At 71.4% G+C, this 15,017-nt stretch carries 11 protein-coding genes and 1 pseudogene; 8 read left to right on the top strand and 4 right to left on the bottom strand.

What is annotated here, in order from left to right; all coding sequences use genetic code 11:
• Nucleotides 1-84 precede the first annotated feature (84 nt).
• Nucleotides 85-825 (bottom strand): YoaK family protein, encoded by a 741-nt coding sequence (locus OG519_RS03985; RefSeq protein ID WP_405578705.1) that lies wholly within the window; start codon nucleotides 823-825, stop codon nucleotides 85-87.
• Between the two features lie 160 nt (nucleotides 826-985).
• Between OG519_RS03985 and OG519_RS03980 the strand changes: the two genes are divergently transcribed.
• From OG519_RS03980 to OG519_RS03955, 6 genes and pseudogenes are all read left to right on the top strand, one after another.
• Nucleotides 986-2,539: an MFS transporter gene (locus OG519_RS03980; RefSeq protein ID WP_405578702.1), complete on the top strand. Its 1,554-nt coding sequence runs from the start codon at nucleotides 986-988 to the stop codon at nucleotides 2,537-2,539.
• Between the two features lie 98 nt (nucleotides 2,540-2,637).
• Nucleotides 2,638-3,450: a class I SAM-dependent methyltransferase gene (locus OG519_RS03975; RefSeq protein ID WP_405578700.1), complete on the top strand. Its 813-nt coding sequence runs from the start codon at nucleotides 2,638-2,640 to the stop codon at nucleotides 3,448-3,450.
• Nucleotides 3,451-3,779: 329 nt separating this feature from the next.
• The gene (locus tag OG519_RS03970) at nucleotides 3,780-4,820 is read left to right on the top strand and encodes a LacI family DNA-binding transcriptional regulator (RefSeq protein WP_405578697.1); all 1,041 of its coding nucleotides are present in this window, start codon (nucleotides 3,780-3,782) and stop codon (nucleotides 4,818-4,820) included.
• A gap of 291 nt (nucleotides 4,821-5,111) precedes the next feature.
• Nucleotides 5,112-5,201 (top strand): annotated as a pseudogene (locus OG519_RS03965) (carbohydrate ABC transporter permease); the annotation flags it as partial.
• On the top strand, nucleotides 5,161-7,296 hold the full coding sequence (locus tag OG519_RS03960) for a TIM-barrel domain-containing protein (RefSeq protein ID WP_405578695.1): 2,136 nt from the start codon (nucleotides 5,161-5,163) through the stop codon (nucleotides 7,294-7,296). The pseudogene OG519_RS03965 and the gene OG519_RS03960, both read left to right, overlap by 41 nt.
• On the top strand, nucleotides 7,293-9,101 hold the full coding sequence (locus OG519_RS03955) for a beta-xylosidase (RefSeq protein WP_405578692.1): 1,809 nt from the start codon (nucleotides 7,293-7,295) through the stop codon (nucleotides 9,099-9,101). The genes OG519_RS03960 and OG519_RS03955 overlap by 4 nt, the downstream gene beginning before the upstream one ends.
• Nucleotides 9,102-9,277: 176 nt before the next feature.
• Here OG519_RS03955 and OG519_RS03950 read toward each other — a convergent pair whose 3' ends face one another.
• The 3 genes from OG519_RS03950 to OG519_RS03940 all read right to left on the bottom strand — a co-directional run bounded on the left by OG519_RS03950 (nucleotide 9,278) and on the right by OG519_RS03940 (nucleotide 12,113).
• A complete protein-coding gene (locus OG519_RS03950) occupies nucleotides 9,278-10,171 on the bottom strand; it encodes an RNA polymerase sigma factor SigF (RefSeq protein ID WP_405592442.1) in 894 nt (297 codons plus the stop codon).
• 94 nt (nucleotides 10,172-10,265) lie between these two features.
• On the bottom strand, nucleotides 10,266-11,255 hold the full coding sequence (locus OG519_RS03945; protein WP_405578690.1) for an acetylxylan esterase: 990 nt from the start codon (nucleotides 11,253-11,255) through the stop codon (nucleotides 10,266-10,268).
• 294 nt (nucleotides 11,256-11,549) lie between these two features.
• The gene (locus tag OG519_RS03940; RefSeq protein ID WP_405578687.1) at nucleotides 11,550-12,113 is read right to left on the bottom strand and encodes a GNAT family N-acetyltransferase; all 564 of its coding nucleotides are present in this window, start codon (nucleotides 12,111-12,113) and stop codon (nucleotides 11,550-11,552) included.
• 385 nt (nucleotides 12,114-12,498) lie between these two features.
• Between OG519_RS03940 and glgA the strand changes: the two genes are divergently transcribed.
• Together glgA and glgC are read left to right on the top strand one after the other, a co-directional pair.
• Nucleotides 12,499-13,662: a glycogen synthase gene (glgA, locus tag OG519_RS03935; RefSeq protein WP_405578685.1), complete on the top strand. Its 1,164-nt coding sequence runs from the start codon at nucleotides 12,499-12,501 to the stop codon at nucleotides 13,660-13,662.
• 105 nt (nucleotides 13,663-13,767) lie between these two features.
• A complete protein-coding gene (gene glgC, locus OG519_RS03930; protein ID WP_405578682.1) occupies nucleotides 13,768-14,985 on the top strand; it encodes a glucose-1-phosphate adenylyltransferase in 1,218 nt (405 codons plus the stop codon).
• Nucleotides 14,986-15,017 lie beyond the last annotated feature (32 nt).

Genomic DNA, 15,017 nt, shown 5'->3' with positions numbered 1-15,017 from the left:
CGCCGGCAGGGCCCGGCCGCTCGCGTACCTGTATATCCACGACGATCGGCGGCGGCCCGGATCTACATCCTCGGCGAAAGATTCTCAGCCCGTCCAGGCCAGCGTCGAGCGCCGGTGCGGCAGCAGCCCCGCCGCCACCGCGGCCAGCAGCGCCGCGCCGATCAGCAGCGGCAGATCCCGGTGTCCGTGCCCGATCAGCGCCGCGCCGGCCAGCGCGCCCAGGAACATCGCCAGCGCCGACAGCAGCCGGCGCCCCACCTTGCTCGACGGACCGCCGGCCAGCCGTGAGTCAGCCGCCACCCCGGTGATGGTCAGCGTCAGCACGGTCGTGGTCAGATCGGGTACGGCCAGTCGGCGTACCACCGCGTTCTGCACCCCCATCGGCAGTCCGAGCAGCACGATCAGCGCCCACCGCGCACCGTGCCCGGCCGGCAGATGCACCAGCCGGCCCAGCACCCAGGCGGCCAGGACCAGCACCGTCTGGCCCGCGGCCGCGCTGAGCAGCAGCCGCCCCCGGTGCGCGGTGACCCGGTTGGCCAGCAGACCGCCGCCGGCCGCGCCGGCCATGAAGGACACCAGCGACAGCACCGAGGCCAGCACCGAGAACCCGCCCGCCCCGGCGAGCGAGAAAGCCATGAAGACGACGTTGCCCGTCATGTTGGCGACGAAGACATGCCCGAGCACCAGATAGCTGAAGGCGTCCACCAGCCCGGTGACCAGCGTCAGGCCGAGCAGCAGCGGTGGCAGCGGACCGTGCGGCCCGGAGAGGTCGGGGACGAGGGTGCCGCGGACTTCGCCGAGCGTCGTCTGGAAAGCGGTCTGCACGGAGGGTTCCTTCCGAAATGCGTACGGTCCGCCGATCGGGACACACGTACCGCTCGGGGGACGGCGACTGCACCACCATGGTGACCGCCGATCCCCTTGGCAACAGGCAGCCGCGCGAGGGCGGTGGGCCGATGTGAGAGCGGCAAGGAGGTGACCTTCCATGGTTGAGCGGTCCGCTCCCGGGGGTCCCAAGGTTTCCCCGACGTCGGCGGCCGCGGCGGCTGACCCGGCTGCCCCGGTTTCCCAAGCACCCCCGTCAGATGGCGCCCCCGGCACCGACACCGTCACCACCGGGGTCCCGGCCCGGCTCGACCGGCTGCCGTGGTCGCGCTGGCACTGGATGATCGTGATCGGACTCGGCACCGTCTGGATCCTGGACGGCCTGGAGGTCACCACGGTCGGCAACATCGCCGGGCGGCTGTCGGAACCGGGCAGCGGTCTCGCCATCACCTCGGCGCAGATCACCGGGATCACCGCCGCGCTCTACGTGGCCGGTTCGTGTCTCGGCGCCCTCTTCTTCGGCTGGCTGACCGACCGGTTCGGCCGCAAGAAGCTCTTTATGATCACTCTGGCGGTCTATCTGACCGCCACCGCCATGACCGCGCTCTCCTTCGCCCCGTGGTGGTTCTTCCTCTTCCGCTTCCTGACCGGTTTCGGTATCGGCGGTGAGTACGCGGCCATCAACTCGGCCATCGACGAGCTGATCCCGTCGAGGTTCCGCGGCCGGGTCGACCTGATCATCAACGGCAGCTACTGGCTCGGCGCGATCGGCGGCTCGCTGCTGTCCATCGTCGCGCTGAACACCGGCCTCTTCCCGGCGAACGTCGGCTGGCGGCTCACCTTCGGGCTCGGTGTGGTGCTCGGCCTGGTCATCCTGCTGGTGCGGCGCCATGTACCGGAGAGCCCGCGCTGGCAGTTCATCCACGGTTACGGCGAGGAGGCCGACCAGCTCGTCGACTCGGTGGAGAAGGAGATCGAGAAGGAGAAGGGGCGGGAGCTGCCGCGCGCCGAGGGCGAGATCACCATCAACCAGCGGGCGAGCGTCGGCTTTTGGACCATCGCCAAGACCGTCTTCCAGAAGTACCCCAAGCGGGCGGTGCTCGGCCTGGCCCTCTTCGTCGGGCAGGCGTTCCTCTACAACGCGATCACCTTCGGCTTCGGCTCGATCCTGACCACCTTCTTCAACGTCTCGACCGGGCACACCGGTTACTTCTTCGCGGTCATCGCGGCCGGGAACTTCCTCGGTCCGCTGCTGCTCGGCAAGCTCTTCGACACCGTCGGCCGCCGGGTGATGATCTCCGCCACCTATCTGCTCTCCGGTGTCCTGCTCTTCGGCACCGCCTGGCTGTTCGACCGCGGCTCGCTCAACGCCACGACGCTGACCGCCTGTTGGTGCGTGGTGCTGTTCTTCGCCTCGGCCGGTGCCAGCAGCGCGTATCTGACCGTCTCGGAGATCTTCCCGATGGAGACCCGGGCCATGGCGATCGCCTTCTTCTACGCGATCGGTACGGCGGCCGGCGGCATCAGCGGCCCGCTGGTCTTCGCGGACCTCACCAAGTCCGGCGTGGTCGGTGACACGGTGCTCGCCTTCTGCGTCGGCGCCGCCCTGATGTGCGCGGCCGGCCTGGTCGCGGCGCTGCTCGCGGTCCGCGCCGAAGGCCGCTCCCTGGAGGACATCGCCGCTCCCCTCTCCACGGCGGACGCGTCCACCTGAGACGTTTGTCCCGCGGGGAGCTGATCGGTACCCATGGGGCACAGGACGATCGTGAAGCTCCCGCCGCGGGGCGGGCCGCGCGTGTCAGGATCGCCCCTATGACTTCCGCTCCCCAGAGTTCCGCCGGGCCCGCGGGCACCGGGCCGCGCGTCGCGCGGCCGTCGTGGATCCGTCCTGTTCCCGAGGGTTCCGGCGGGCTCGCGGAGCGGGGCGCCAACGACTACGACAGCTTCGCCGAGGCGTACTCGGCCGAGAACGAGTCCAGCCTCATCAACGCCTACTACGAGCGGCCCGCGATGCTGGACCTGGCCGGTGACGTGGTCGGCCGGCGGATCCTCGATGCCGGCTGCGGCTCCGGCCCCCTGTCCGCGGCGCTGCGCGAGCGCGGCGCCGCGGTGACCGGCTTCGACTCCAGCGCCGAGATGCTGGAACTGGCCCGGCGGCGGCTCGGCGAGGACGCGGACCTGCACCTCGCCGACCTGAGCGGCCCGCTGCCGTTTCCCGACGCCGCGTTCGATGACGTCGTCGCGTCTCTGGTCCTGCACTACCTGGAGGACTGGACGGCGCCGCTGGCCGAACTGCGGCGCGTGCTGGCGCCCGGCGGCCGACTGATCGTGTCCGTCGAGCACCCCGCCACCGGCCTCGTGATGCCCGCCCCCGGCGGCGACTACTTCGCGACCTCCCGTTACTCCGAGGAATGGACCCTCGGCGGGCATACCGCCCTCATGACCTTCTGGCGGCGGCCGCTGCACGCGATGACCGACGCCTTCACCGCGGCCGGCTTCCGGATCAACGTCATCAGCGAACCGCCCCCCTCCCCGGACGCCCGCGAACTCTTCCCCGACCTCTTCACGAAGAGGCCCTCGGGCGCCTTCGTATGCTTCCTGTTCTTCGTCCTCCAGGCCGACTGACCCTCTATCAGCCCACGCCCGTCGTGCCAACCCCCCACCCCCGTAGCCGCAGGGGTCCCTCCGGACCAGCTACCGGCGCATCACGCCGCCCTGTTCCCTACTGCGGGGCGCGGTGGGGGAGGTGGGATCGGGTGCGATCTCTTGTCGCTGTCTTGGGCCGGTGCTAAGTTCGCCGCCATTCGAGGCCAGTCGAATCAATTCGACAGTCGGCGGCGGCTACCCCCGGACGGCCGTTCCCGGCACGCCGACGGCGCGGCAACCACGGCGGCGCGACCTCGCAACCAGGCAGAACCCGCACGGCAGCACCACGTACGACAGGAGGCGGACCGATGACGGTGACGATCGCGGATGTGGCGCGGCACGCGGGCGTCTCGCGCAGCACGGTCAGTTACGTGCTCAGCGGCAACCGGACCATCTCCCCGGAGACCATCAAGCGGGTCGAAGGCAGCATCGCCGCGCTGGGGTTCCGCCCGCACGCCGGGGCGCGGTCCATCCGTACCCGCCGCACCGGGGTGATCGCCATGGCGCTGCCGATGGTCTACGGCCCGCACAACCAGGTGCAGATGCCGTACGTCTGGGCGGCCCTGACGGCGGCTCAGGAAAGCGGTCTGAAAGTGCTGATGCTCACCGACGACGACGGTGAGGCCGCGATACGGGACGCGGTGACGAGCGCCCTGGTCGACGGGGTCATGCTGATGGAGGTGCAGCGGCGGGACCCGCGCATCCCGCTGCTCACCCGGCTGGGGTGCCCGGCGATCGTGGTCGGCACCCCCGACGACCCGCACGGACTGCCCCGGGCGGACTTCGACTTCGCGCTGGCCGCCCGGGCCTGCGCGGATCTCCTGCACGACGCGGGCCACACCTCGGTCGGCTATCTCGGACAGGCGCCGGAAGCCTTCGGACGCGACGTGGCCTACGCCATCCACGCGCGCGAGACGGTGACCGACGCGCTGGCCGCCAGCGGCCGGACCAGTGTGTGGGCCGCGTGCGACACCGCGCCCGCCGGGGTGGTCCGGGCACTCGACGACCTGCTGGCCCAGGCACCCGACCTGACCGCGCTCATCGTCTACAACGAGCGGGCGCTGCCGCTGGTGATGGACCGGCTGGCCGGTCTCGGCGCCCGGGTGCCCGACGACATCTCGGTCATCGCCGTCTGCCCCGACGACGAGGCCGAACGGTGCGACCCGCCGCTCACCTCGGTCTCGCTGCCCGCCGAGGAGCTGGCGCGAGCGGCGGTCCGCGGTCTGGCCCGCCGGATCGAGGGGGAGGAGCTGCCGGCCGCGACCCTGCTGGCGCCCACGCTCAAGATCCGGGCGAGCACCGGCCCCCGCCGCGCCGACGCCCCCGGCCCGTACCCGCCACTGCCCTAGCCACCCGCCACCGCCCTGGCCGCCCTCGGCCCAACCCGCCCGCCGCCTTCCCGGTCCAACCCCCCGCTCCCGCCAGGCGACCACCCCACCGACCCTCCCGACGCACTGTCGAATCTATTCGAAGGGCACGTCATGAGCCGCTCGTCCCGCCCCCTCACCCGCACCCCGCGTCACCTCGCCAGACCCGGCACGGCGGCCGTGCTCGCCGCCACCGGCGCCCTGCTGCTCACCGGCTGCGGCACCGGCACCGGCAGCGGCGGCTCCGGCGGCGACGCCGGCACCCTCACCGGGATCATCGCCTCCCTGCCCGCCGCCGTCCTGCTGGTCGTCGCCCAGCGCTATGTCGCGGCCGGCGTCACCAGCGGCGCCGTCAAGGACTGAGCCGTGCCACCGCGAGCCCCATCCCCCGATCGAGGAGACCCCTTTGCCGTCCGCGTTCACCCGCACCGCCGACCGACTGAGCTGGCGCCACGGCCACCATGTGCTGGAGATCGAGCCCTGGGGCCGGGACAGCGTCCGGGTACGGGCCGGCGTGCACCGCGTCGTGGCAGGACTGCCGGGCGCCCTGGAGGAGACCCCCGCCCCCACCGAGCGCGCCATCGACGTCCACGCCACGCACGCCACGCTCACCAACGGCCTGCTGAGGATCACCGTCGCCGCGGCCGACGGCCGGGTGCTGGCCGAACGCACCGACACCGGAGCGGAGTTGCTGCGCGAGGAGCCGCCGCACTTCTGGTGGCCGGGCGCCCGGCACTTCGAGGCGGCGGGCGGCGGCACCTACCGCGTCGAGCAGCGGTTCGCCGCCTATGACGGCGAACGCCTGCACGGCCTCGGCCAGCACGGCCACGGCCGCTTCGACCAGAAGGGCACCGTGCAGGAGCTCCAGCAGCGCAACGGCGAGGTCTCCATCCCGTTCGCCGTCTCCAGCCGCGGCTACGGCTTCCTGTGGAACAACCCCGCCGTCGGCCGGGTCGAGTTCGCCGCCAACGGCACCCGTTGGGTCGCCGACCGGGCCCGGCAGCTCGACTACTGGCTGACCGCGGGACATACCCCCGCCGACATCCTGGCGCGCTACGCCGAGGCCACCGGTCGCGCCCCGGCCTTCCCGCGCTGGGCGTCCGGCCTGTGGCAGAGCAAGCTGCGCTACCGCGACCAGGAGGAACTCCTCGGCGTGGCCCGCGAGTACGCCCGCCGCGGTCTGCCGCTGTCCGTCATCGTGGTGGACTATCTGCACTGGCGCAGCCTCGGCGACTGGGACTTCGACCGCCGCCACTGGCCCGACCCGCGCGCCATGGTCGAGGAACTCCGCTCGCTCGGCGTCGAGCTGGCGGTGTCGGTCTGGCCGTCGCTCAGCCCGCTGTCCACCGCCTACCCCGAACTGCGGGACGCCGGGCAGTTGGTGGCCACGTACAACGGCGCCACCGTGCACGCCGACTGGCCCGACACCGAGGACGCCCCCGAAGGCATCGGGGTGGCCTTCTACGACGCCACCGACCCCGCCGCCCGGGCCGCCCTGTGGAGCAGGCTCCAGGAGAACTACTACAAGCTCGGCATCCGCGCCTTCTGGCTGGACGCCTGTGAACCGGAGATGCGCCCCGGCCACCCGCACAACCTCGGCTACGCGGCGGGGCCCGGCTCCGAGGTCGCCAACCTCTACCCCCGTGAACACGCCCGCGGCGTGCACGAACACCTCACCGCGCAGGGCGAGACCGAGGTGCTGTCGCTGGTCAGGTCGGCCTGGGCCGGTTCCCAGCGTTACGGCGCCGCCCTGTGGTCGGGCGACATCCCGACGACGTTCCAGGCGCTGGCCGACTCGGTACGGGCCGGGCTCAACGTCGCGATGAGCGGCATCCCCTGGTGGACCACGGACATCGGCGGCTTCCACGGCGGCGACCCGGACGACGAGGACTACCGCGAACTGATGGTCCGCTGGTTCCAGTTCGCCGTCTTCTGCCCGCTGCTGCGGCTGCACGGCCACCGCGAACCACGGGTCTTCCACGGCCCGGTGGGGGTCGGCGGCGGGCCCAACGAGATCTGGTCGTACGGTGAGCGGGCCGAGGCGGCCATGACCGCGGGCCTGATGCTGCGCGAACGCCTGCGCCCCTATCTGCACGAGCAGTTGGCGGCCGGCCGGGAGAGCGGGCTGCCGCTGATCAGGCCGCTGCTGCTGGAGTTCCCCGACGATCCCGCCAGTTGGGACATCGACGACCAATTCCTGTGCGGGCGCGATCTGCTGGTGGCGCCCGTGCTGCGACTCGGCGCACGGGAGCGCCGGGTCTATCTGCCCGCCGGAGCCGACTGGACCCACCACGGCACCGGCGCCGTCCACCACGGCGGCGGCTGGGTCACGGTTCCGGCCCCGCTCGACGCCGTGCCCTTCTTCGTACGTGAGCGGTCCGATCCCTTCGCCCCCATCGCACCAGCCGAACCATTCGAACCATTCGAACCATCCAGCTCCTTCAGGGAGGAACGATGAAAGAACCCCGAGTCCGATGGCGCGCCCGCACGCTGGCCGGACTGGCCGGGGCAGCCGCCGTGCTGCTCGCGGTGGCGCTCGCACCCGTCCTGGCCGGCCCGGCCGCGGCGGCCGACACCACCGTCGGTATCGATCTGGGCAGCCAGGGCGCGGCGCCCACCGCCGTCGGCTCCGGCTTCCTCTACGGCCTCAGCCAGGACGGCTCGGCGCCGGCCGACAGCCTGCTGCAACCGCTGAAGCCGGGACTCTTCCGCGGCGGCGGCGCCCGGATCGCCGGCGGCGGCTGGCTCGGCGACGGCTACACCGCGGGCGCCGGCTACCGGGTGCGGATCAGCTCGGCCCTGGCGCAGGCCCGCCGGACCACCGCCGCGCCCTACAACGCCACCTACCATCTGCTGGTCTCCGACGTCTGGGGCGCCGACACCACCCAGCCGGCGAACACCGTCTACCCGTGCGACAACGGTGACTGCTCCAACTGGAAGTCCTTCATCGACCGGCTGGTCGCCGACGTCCAGGCGTCCGGCGTGCCGGTGAGCTACGACATCTGGAACGAGCCGGACGGCACCGGCTTCTGGCAGCGCGGCGTCAACAGCGAGCAGTACTACCAGATGTGGGACACCGCGGTCCGGGAGATCCGCCGGCTGGCGCCGTCCGCCCCGATCGTCGGCCCCTCCTACAGCGGCTACAACCACGGCTGGCTCGACGGTTTCCTCGGCCGTACCAAGACCGACGGCACCCTGCCGAGCGTGGTCAACTGGCACTTCGGCACCGACCCGGCCGCCGACGCGGCCGACGCGCGGGCGCTGCTGTCCGCCCACGGCATCGCCGCGCTCCCGCTCACCATCAACGAGTACCTCTTCTCGCAGCAGCAGAACGCCGCCTACACCGCGTGGTTCCTCGACCGGCTCTCCGCTTCGGGGGTCAGCGGGGCCGCGCACGCGATCTGGACCGACTGCTGCGGAGCCGGCACCCTCGACTCACTGCTGGTGAACGGCCAGCCCACCGGCCAGTGGTACGTCTACCAGGCCTACGCCCAGCTCAGCGGACGGCTGCTGGCCACCAGCGGCGGCGGGGGCACTGCCGTCGCCGCCGCACTCGACAGCGGCGCCCACCAGGTGCGGGCGCTGCTCGGCAACAACTCCGGCCAGAGCGGCACGACCACCGTCGATGTGCGGAACCTCGCCGCCGCCTCCTGGCTCACCCCGAACGGCAAGGTGCACGTCAAGATCCAGCGCATCCCGGACCAGAACCCGCTCACCGGCGGCCCGGTCACCGTCCTCGACAGCGACCTGGCCCCGGACGGCGGCACCCTCCACATCCCCGTCACGATCACCGGCGGCGCCGACGCCTACACCGTCACCCTCACCGCGGGCAACGGCTCCACCGGGCCGGTCAACCAGACCGTGACCGTGGACGGCAACGCCACCAGCGCCGCCGACACCGACCACTTCCAGTACGGCGCCAACTGGGGCGTGACCACCGGCGTGGCCGACATGTACCAGCAGACCGCCAACTGGTCGTTCGTCGGCGGCGCCCAGGCGAGCTTCCGCTTCACCGGCACCAAGGTGGTGCTCTACGCCGTGCGCGACGTCGACCAGGGCATCATGACCCTCTCGGTGGACGGCGGCGCCTCGGTGGACGTGGACGACTACGCGTCGGCCAGGAACGCCTCGGGCGCGGTGTGGACCAGTCCGCAGCTCGCGGCGGGCAGCCACACCCTGACGATCACCAACAGCGGCCGCCGCAACGGCGCCAGCAGCGGCAACAACATCGCGATCGACCGCGCGGACGTCACCGGCTCCTGAGCCGGCGGAGAACGACGACGGCCGTGGCCCGGGGAGGGATTCCGGGTCACGGCCGTCCGCGATGAACAGTCGGTGTGGATCAGGGGTCAGGGGGGATCAGCGGGTCGGGCCCGGGGGCGCCCTGGTTCACGGGCGACGGGCTCCCGGGGGCCCGGTACGGCGGCGGGGGGCCGCCGTCAGTTCTGGGCGAGCAGCCCGGCCCGCAGCTTGTTCAGCGTCCGGCTGAGCAGCCGGGACACGTGCATCTGCGAGTAGCCCATCTCCTCGCCGATCTGCGCCTGGGTCATCTCCTCGCCGAACCGCATCTGGAGCAGCTTGCGGTCACGCTCGGGGAGCTGCTCGATCAGCGGGGCCAGGCTGTTGAAGTCCTCCACCAGCTCCAGCGCCGGGTCCAGGGCGCCGAAGGTGTCGGCGAGGGTGCGGCCCTCACCGTCGGCGCCGCTGTCCGCGTCGCTGTAGGGGGTGTCGAGCGAGCCGGCGGTGTAGCCGTTCGCCGCCATCAGGCCCTCGATGACCTCTTCCTCGGTCAGTTCGAGGTGGGCGGCGAGTTCGGCGACGGTCGGGTCACGGTCCAGCAGCAGCGCGAGCTGCTCCTTGGCCTTGCTCAGCTCGACCCGGAGCTCCTGGAGGCGCCGCGGCACGTGCACCGCCCAGGAGGTGTCGCGGAAGAAGCGCTTCATCTCCCCGACGATGTAGGGGATGGCGAAGGTGGTGAACTCCGTCTCCCGGGAGAGGTCGAAGCGGTCGATCGCCTTGATCAGACCGATGGTGCCGACCTGGATGATCTCCTCGTGGTCGGTCGCGGGACGGTTGCGGTACCGCCCGGCCGCGAAGTGCACCAGGGCCAGGTTCATCTCGATCAGGGTGTTCCGCGCGTAACTGTAGGCGTGGGTTCCTTCTTCGAGCTCCTGGAGACGGTCGAAGAAGATCTTGGAGAGCACCCGGGCGTCCTTCGGTGCCACGCCCGTCGCATCGTCGATCCAGGGAAGTCCGCCGGTCGCGTCCTGTGACGCGGTGGACCACCGCTCGCTCGTCGCCGTGCCGTTCGCGCCTTCCGACTGCTCAACCATTGTGGTCACGTCATCGCCTCGCACTCGTCCGACTGTTCGCCGCCCGCCTGCCCGGCTCTTGGGAAGGTATGCCACTTCAGTTCAGAAATTCTTTTCAGGACTCCCGGCGGGCCGCCGCGCCGAGCCTTGCCGGCAGCCAGCCGAGTTGGGTGGCCTGCTGGAACGGACCGCCGCCCTCGTGGTTGTTGAAATCGTAGACCTCGATGTGCTTGTCGTCGCCGGCGTAGGCGTTGTACGCCGCGAAAACCGTGGACGGCGGGCAGACGTCGTCCTCCAGGGCGGTGGAGAAGAGGGCCGCCGCCCGGCCCTTGGCGGCGAAGTGCACCCCGTCGAAGTAGCCCAGCGTAGCGAACACCTGTTCCTTCGAGCGCCGGTGGCTCGCCAGATAGTGACCCACCTCACGGTACGGAAGCTGATCGGTGATGGTGGCGGCTCGGGGGAAGTCACAGAGAAAGGGGACATCAGGGGCAATTGCCACCAGGTCGGGCACCAGTCCGCCGACCGCCAGGGTGATGCCGCCGCCCTGGCTGATGCCGACCGCCGCGGTGCGCGAGGCGTCGGTGAGCGGGTGGGAGCGGGCGGCCTCCACCGCCCGGACCGCGTCGGTGAAGACCCGCCGGTAGTAATAGGTGTCGGGGTCGTCGATGCCGCGGGTGAGAAAACCCGGTCCGGCGGGCCCGCTGCCGGCCGGGTCCGGGGTGTCGCCCGTCAGCCAGCCGCTGCCCTGGCCCCGGGTATCCATGACAAAGTGGGCGAAACCGGCCGAGGCCCACAGCAGATGGGCGTGCGCGAGACCGCGGCCGCCGCCGTACCCGATGAACTCGACCACCAGCGGCAGCGGCTCCCGCGCGCCGGCCGGCACGACCAGCCAGCCCTTGATCGGGTGGCCGCCGAAGCCGGCGAAGGTGGCGTCATAGGTGTCCACGGTCGTCAAACCGGTAGAAACGGCCTCGAATCGGGCGTCGAGGTCGTGGTGCCGCGCCTCGGCCAGGGTGTCCGCCCAGAACCGGTCGAAGTCGGCGGGCTCCACCGAGGCGCTCCGGTACTCCCGGAGCTCTTCCAGCGGCAGGTCGAACTCGGCCATGGGGCGCCTCCACGGCTCGGCGTCGGTCGATGACCGCTCCAGCGTACGCGGCGGCCGGACCGCCCCGCGGCGAGGCGGATCGCCGGACCGGCCCCAGGACCGCGGAAAGCCGCGGCGCGCGGTCCCGCGCGCGCCGCGGCACTCAGGGCCGGAACCGGCCGGCCGGCGGGTCGTGCGGGATGGTCAGGCCTTACCGGTGCCCTGGTCGGAGCCGCCACCGGCGGGCCGGCCACGGCCGGGGTCGGTGGTGCAACCGCCCTTGCGGCAGTTCACATCGGGACAGGACATGGGTGTTCACCTCTTCTCTGCTGCCAGATCTTCGGGGACACAGTCCAGGAGAAGTTTGTCGACGCGACGGCCCTGCCACAGGCCCGCGTCGCGCAACCGGCCGGCGGTGCGGAAGCCGGCCTTGAGGTAGGCGTGCACCGCGGCGGTGTGCGGAGCCAGCACCTCGAGCCATACCGCGTTGAGCGAGGCGATGGTGAAAGCCCAGTCCAGGGTGAGCGCGGTGGCTTCGGCCGCGTAGCCCTGGCCGCGGTGCTCAGGGGCTATCACCAGGGTGAATTCGGCGTTGTTGACCGATTGGTCCACATTGAGTGATGTCGTGCCGACCGGAATCCCGTCCGCCACGGTGATCACTTCGAAGAGCTGGTAGTGGGAGCAGGTGTGAATGCTGCGGAACCGGGCCTGGAAAACCTCCCAGGACACCGGCCAGCGGGCACCGAAGCCGACGACCGTCGCCGGATCCGTCTCCCACCGGTGGTAGTCCCGCATCATTTCTTCCCTTGCCAGCGACAGCGCCAACCGCTCTCGCGCGTGCAACGGGACGCGTGCGGTGGCGTGGGGGGTGGTCGTCACGCTGTTGTCTCTCTTCTACGTGCCCGGGTCGGGGTCCTTGCAGCCGTCCATAAAGAGTCAATCCACCGGCCGCCCCGCCGAGCGGGATCGGCCGTATCGCAGCCTGGCGGCCGGTCATGTGCTTACGCCATATGGCCTGCCTCCGGGTTGTGCCGGTCCGGCCACGCCCCAGTGGTCGCAAGAGTGCTCCGGCGGCGCAGCGGTGACAGCCCGGACACCGGCCGGGAAGAGCGGGGCGGCCGGGGGCCCGGTACGGACCATGGCCGATTCCGAGTCGTAACAGCCTGATCACCCCGGCAGGAAGATCCCGAAGCCCGCACGTGATATGCCTTCCTCCAGCGGGGAAGGCAAGACCATACGGCTGACGAGGGCGGGAGGGCACGCGGTGAAGGTGGGGCTGCTGACCCGGGAGTATCCGCCGGACGTGTACGGCGGGGCGGGAGTCCATGTGGAATTCCTCGCCCGCGAGTTGCGCGCCCTGGTGGACCTGGACGTGCACAGTTGGGGACAGGGCGCGGGCGACGGGGTGATCCGGCACAGCGCTCCGGCCTCGCTCGACGGCGCCAACGACGCGCTGCGGACCTTCGCCATCGACCTGTCGATGGCCGCCGCGCTCGAAGGCCGCGAGCTGCTGCACTCACACACCTGGTACGCCAACCTGGCCGGCCACATCGGCAAGCTCCTCTACGGCATACCGCACGTGCTGACCGCCCACTCCCTGGAGCCGCTGCGCCCCTGGAAGGCCGAACAGCTCGGCGGCGGCTACGCCCTGTCGAGCTGGGCGGAGCGCACCGCGATGGACTCAGCGGACGCGGTGGTCGCCGTCTCGGACGGCATGCGTCGCGACATCCTGGCCAGCTATCCGAGCCTCGACCCCGACCGGGTCCATGTGATCCGCAACGGCATCGACACCGCCACCTACCGGCCCGACCCGCGGACCGACGTCCTGGACCGGATAGGCATCGACCCGGACCGCCCGTATGTGCTCTTCGTCGGCCGGATCACCCGGCAGAAGGGTGTGCCGCACCTGCTGCGCGCCGCCCGCCGGATCAACCCCGACGCCCAGCTCGTGCTGTGCGCCGGCGCCCCCGACACACCCGCCCTCGACCGCGAGTTCCGGGCGCTCTTCGACGAGCTGAGCGCCGTACGCGACGGGGTGCACTGGATACCGGCGATGCTGCCCCGCCCGGCCATCGTCCAGCTGCTCACCCACGCGGCGCTGTTCGTCTGCCCCTCGGTGTACGAGCCGCTCGGTATCGTCAATCTGGAGGCCATGGCGTGCGGCACCGCCGTGGTGGCCTCGGCGGTGGGCGGCATCCCCGAGGTGGTGGACGACGGCCGCACCGGCCTGCTGGTGCCCTACCGGGAAGGCCGGCCTGAGCCGTTCGAGGAAGCGCTCGCCGAGGCGATCGACCGGCTGATCGGCGATCCGGGGACGGCGGCCGCGATGGGTGAGGCGGGCCGTACCCGCGCCGTCACCGAATTCGGCTGGAACACCGTCGCCCGGCGCACCGCTGATCTGTACACGACGGTGCTCAAGGACGGGTGAGCCAGGCAGGAACGGCGGCGGGCCCAACCGGTCCCGCGAGCCCAGCAGCAGCCGGACGGCGACCGCCGGACACCGGACAAGCGGACATGATGTGAGGGGGCTTAGATGCGAGGTGGACCTTCGGTGCTGGGCATAGTCCTGGCCGGGGGCGCGGGGAAGCGGCTGATGCCACTCACCGCCGACCGGGCCAAGCCGGCCGTGACCTTCGGCGGCACCTACCGCCTGGTGGACTTCGTGCTGTCCAACCTGGTCAACGGCGACATCCTGCGGATCTGTGTGCTGACCCAGTACAAATCCCATTCGCTCGACCGCCATGTCAGCACCACCTGGCGGATGTCGAGCCTGCTCGGCAACTACGTCACCCCGGTGCCCGCCCAGCAGCGGCTCGGCCCGCGCTGGTACCTCGGCAGCGCCGACGCGATCCTCCAGTCGCTCAACCTCGTCTACGACGAGCGGCCCGACTACATCGCGGTGTTCGGCGCGGACCATGTGTACCGGATGGACCCCCGGCAGATGCTCGCCCAGCACATCGAGCACGGCGCCGGTGTCACGGTGGCCGGGATCAAGGTGCCCAAGGCCGACGCCGCTTCGTTCGGTGTCATCACACCGGCCAGCGACGGCGTCCGGGTGGAGCGCTTCCTGGAGAAGCCCACCGACCCGCCGGGGCTGCCCGACAACCCCAACCGGGTCTTCGCCTCGATGGGCAACTACCTCTTCACCACCAAGGTCCTGCTGGACGCGCTCCAGGAGGACGCCGAGGACCCGCACTCGGTGCACGACATGGGCGGCAGCATCCTGCCCCGGCTCACCGGCCAGGGCCTCGCCCAGGTCTACGACTTCGACACCAACCACGTGCCGGGGGAGACCGTGAGCGACCACGGGTACTGGCGCGACGTCGGCACCCTGGACGCCTACTACGACGCGCACATGGACCTCATCTCCGACCAGCCGGCCTTCAGCCTCTACAACCGGCGCTGGCCCATCTACACCCATCAGAACAACATGCCCCCGGCCAAGATCGCGGCCGGCGGCATCGTGGGGGAGTCGGTGGTCAGCCCCGGCTGTGTGATCCGCGGCCAGGTCACCCGGTCGGTGCTGTCCCCCGGGGTGGTCGTCGACGCCGGCGCCGTCGTCCAGGAGTCGGTCCTGCACGACAACGTACGGATCGGGCGCGGCGCCATCGTCAGGGGCGCGGTGCTCGACAAGAACGTGGACGTGCCGCCCGGCGCGACCATCGGTGTCAACCCCGGCCGTGACGGCGAGCTCTACACCCGGTCGGCGGGCGGCGTGATCGCGCTCGGCAAGGGCCAGCGGGTTCTCTGAGCGGTCAGGCAGCCGACCGCGCGGGCCGGGGA

The sequence above is a fragment of the Streptomyces sp. NBC_01190 genome (assembly GCF_045039895.1).
Classification (GTDB): domain Bacteria; phylum Actinomycetota; class Actinomycetes; order Streptomycetales; family Streptomycetaceae; genus Actinacidiphila.
The sequence above is the reverse complement of the archived record's forward strand: the minus strand, read 5'-3'. Positions and strand labels throughout refer to the sequence as shown.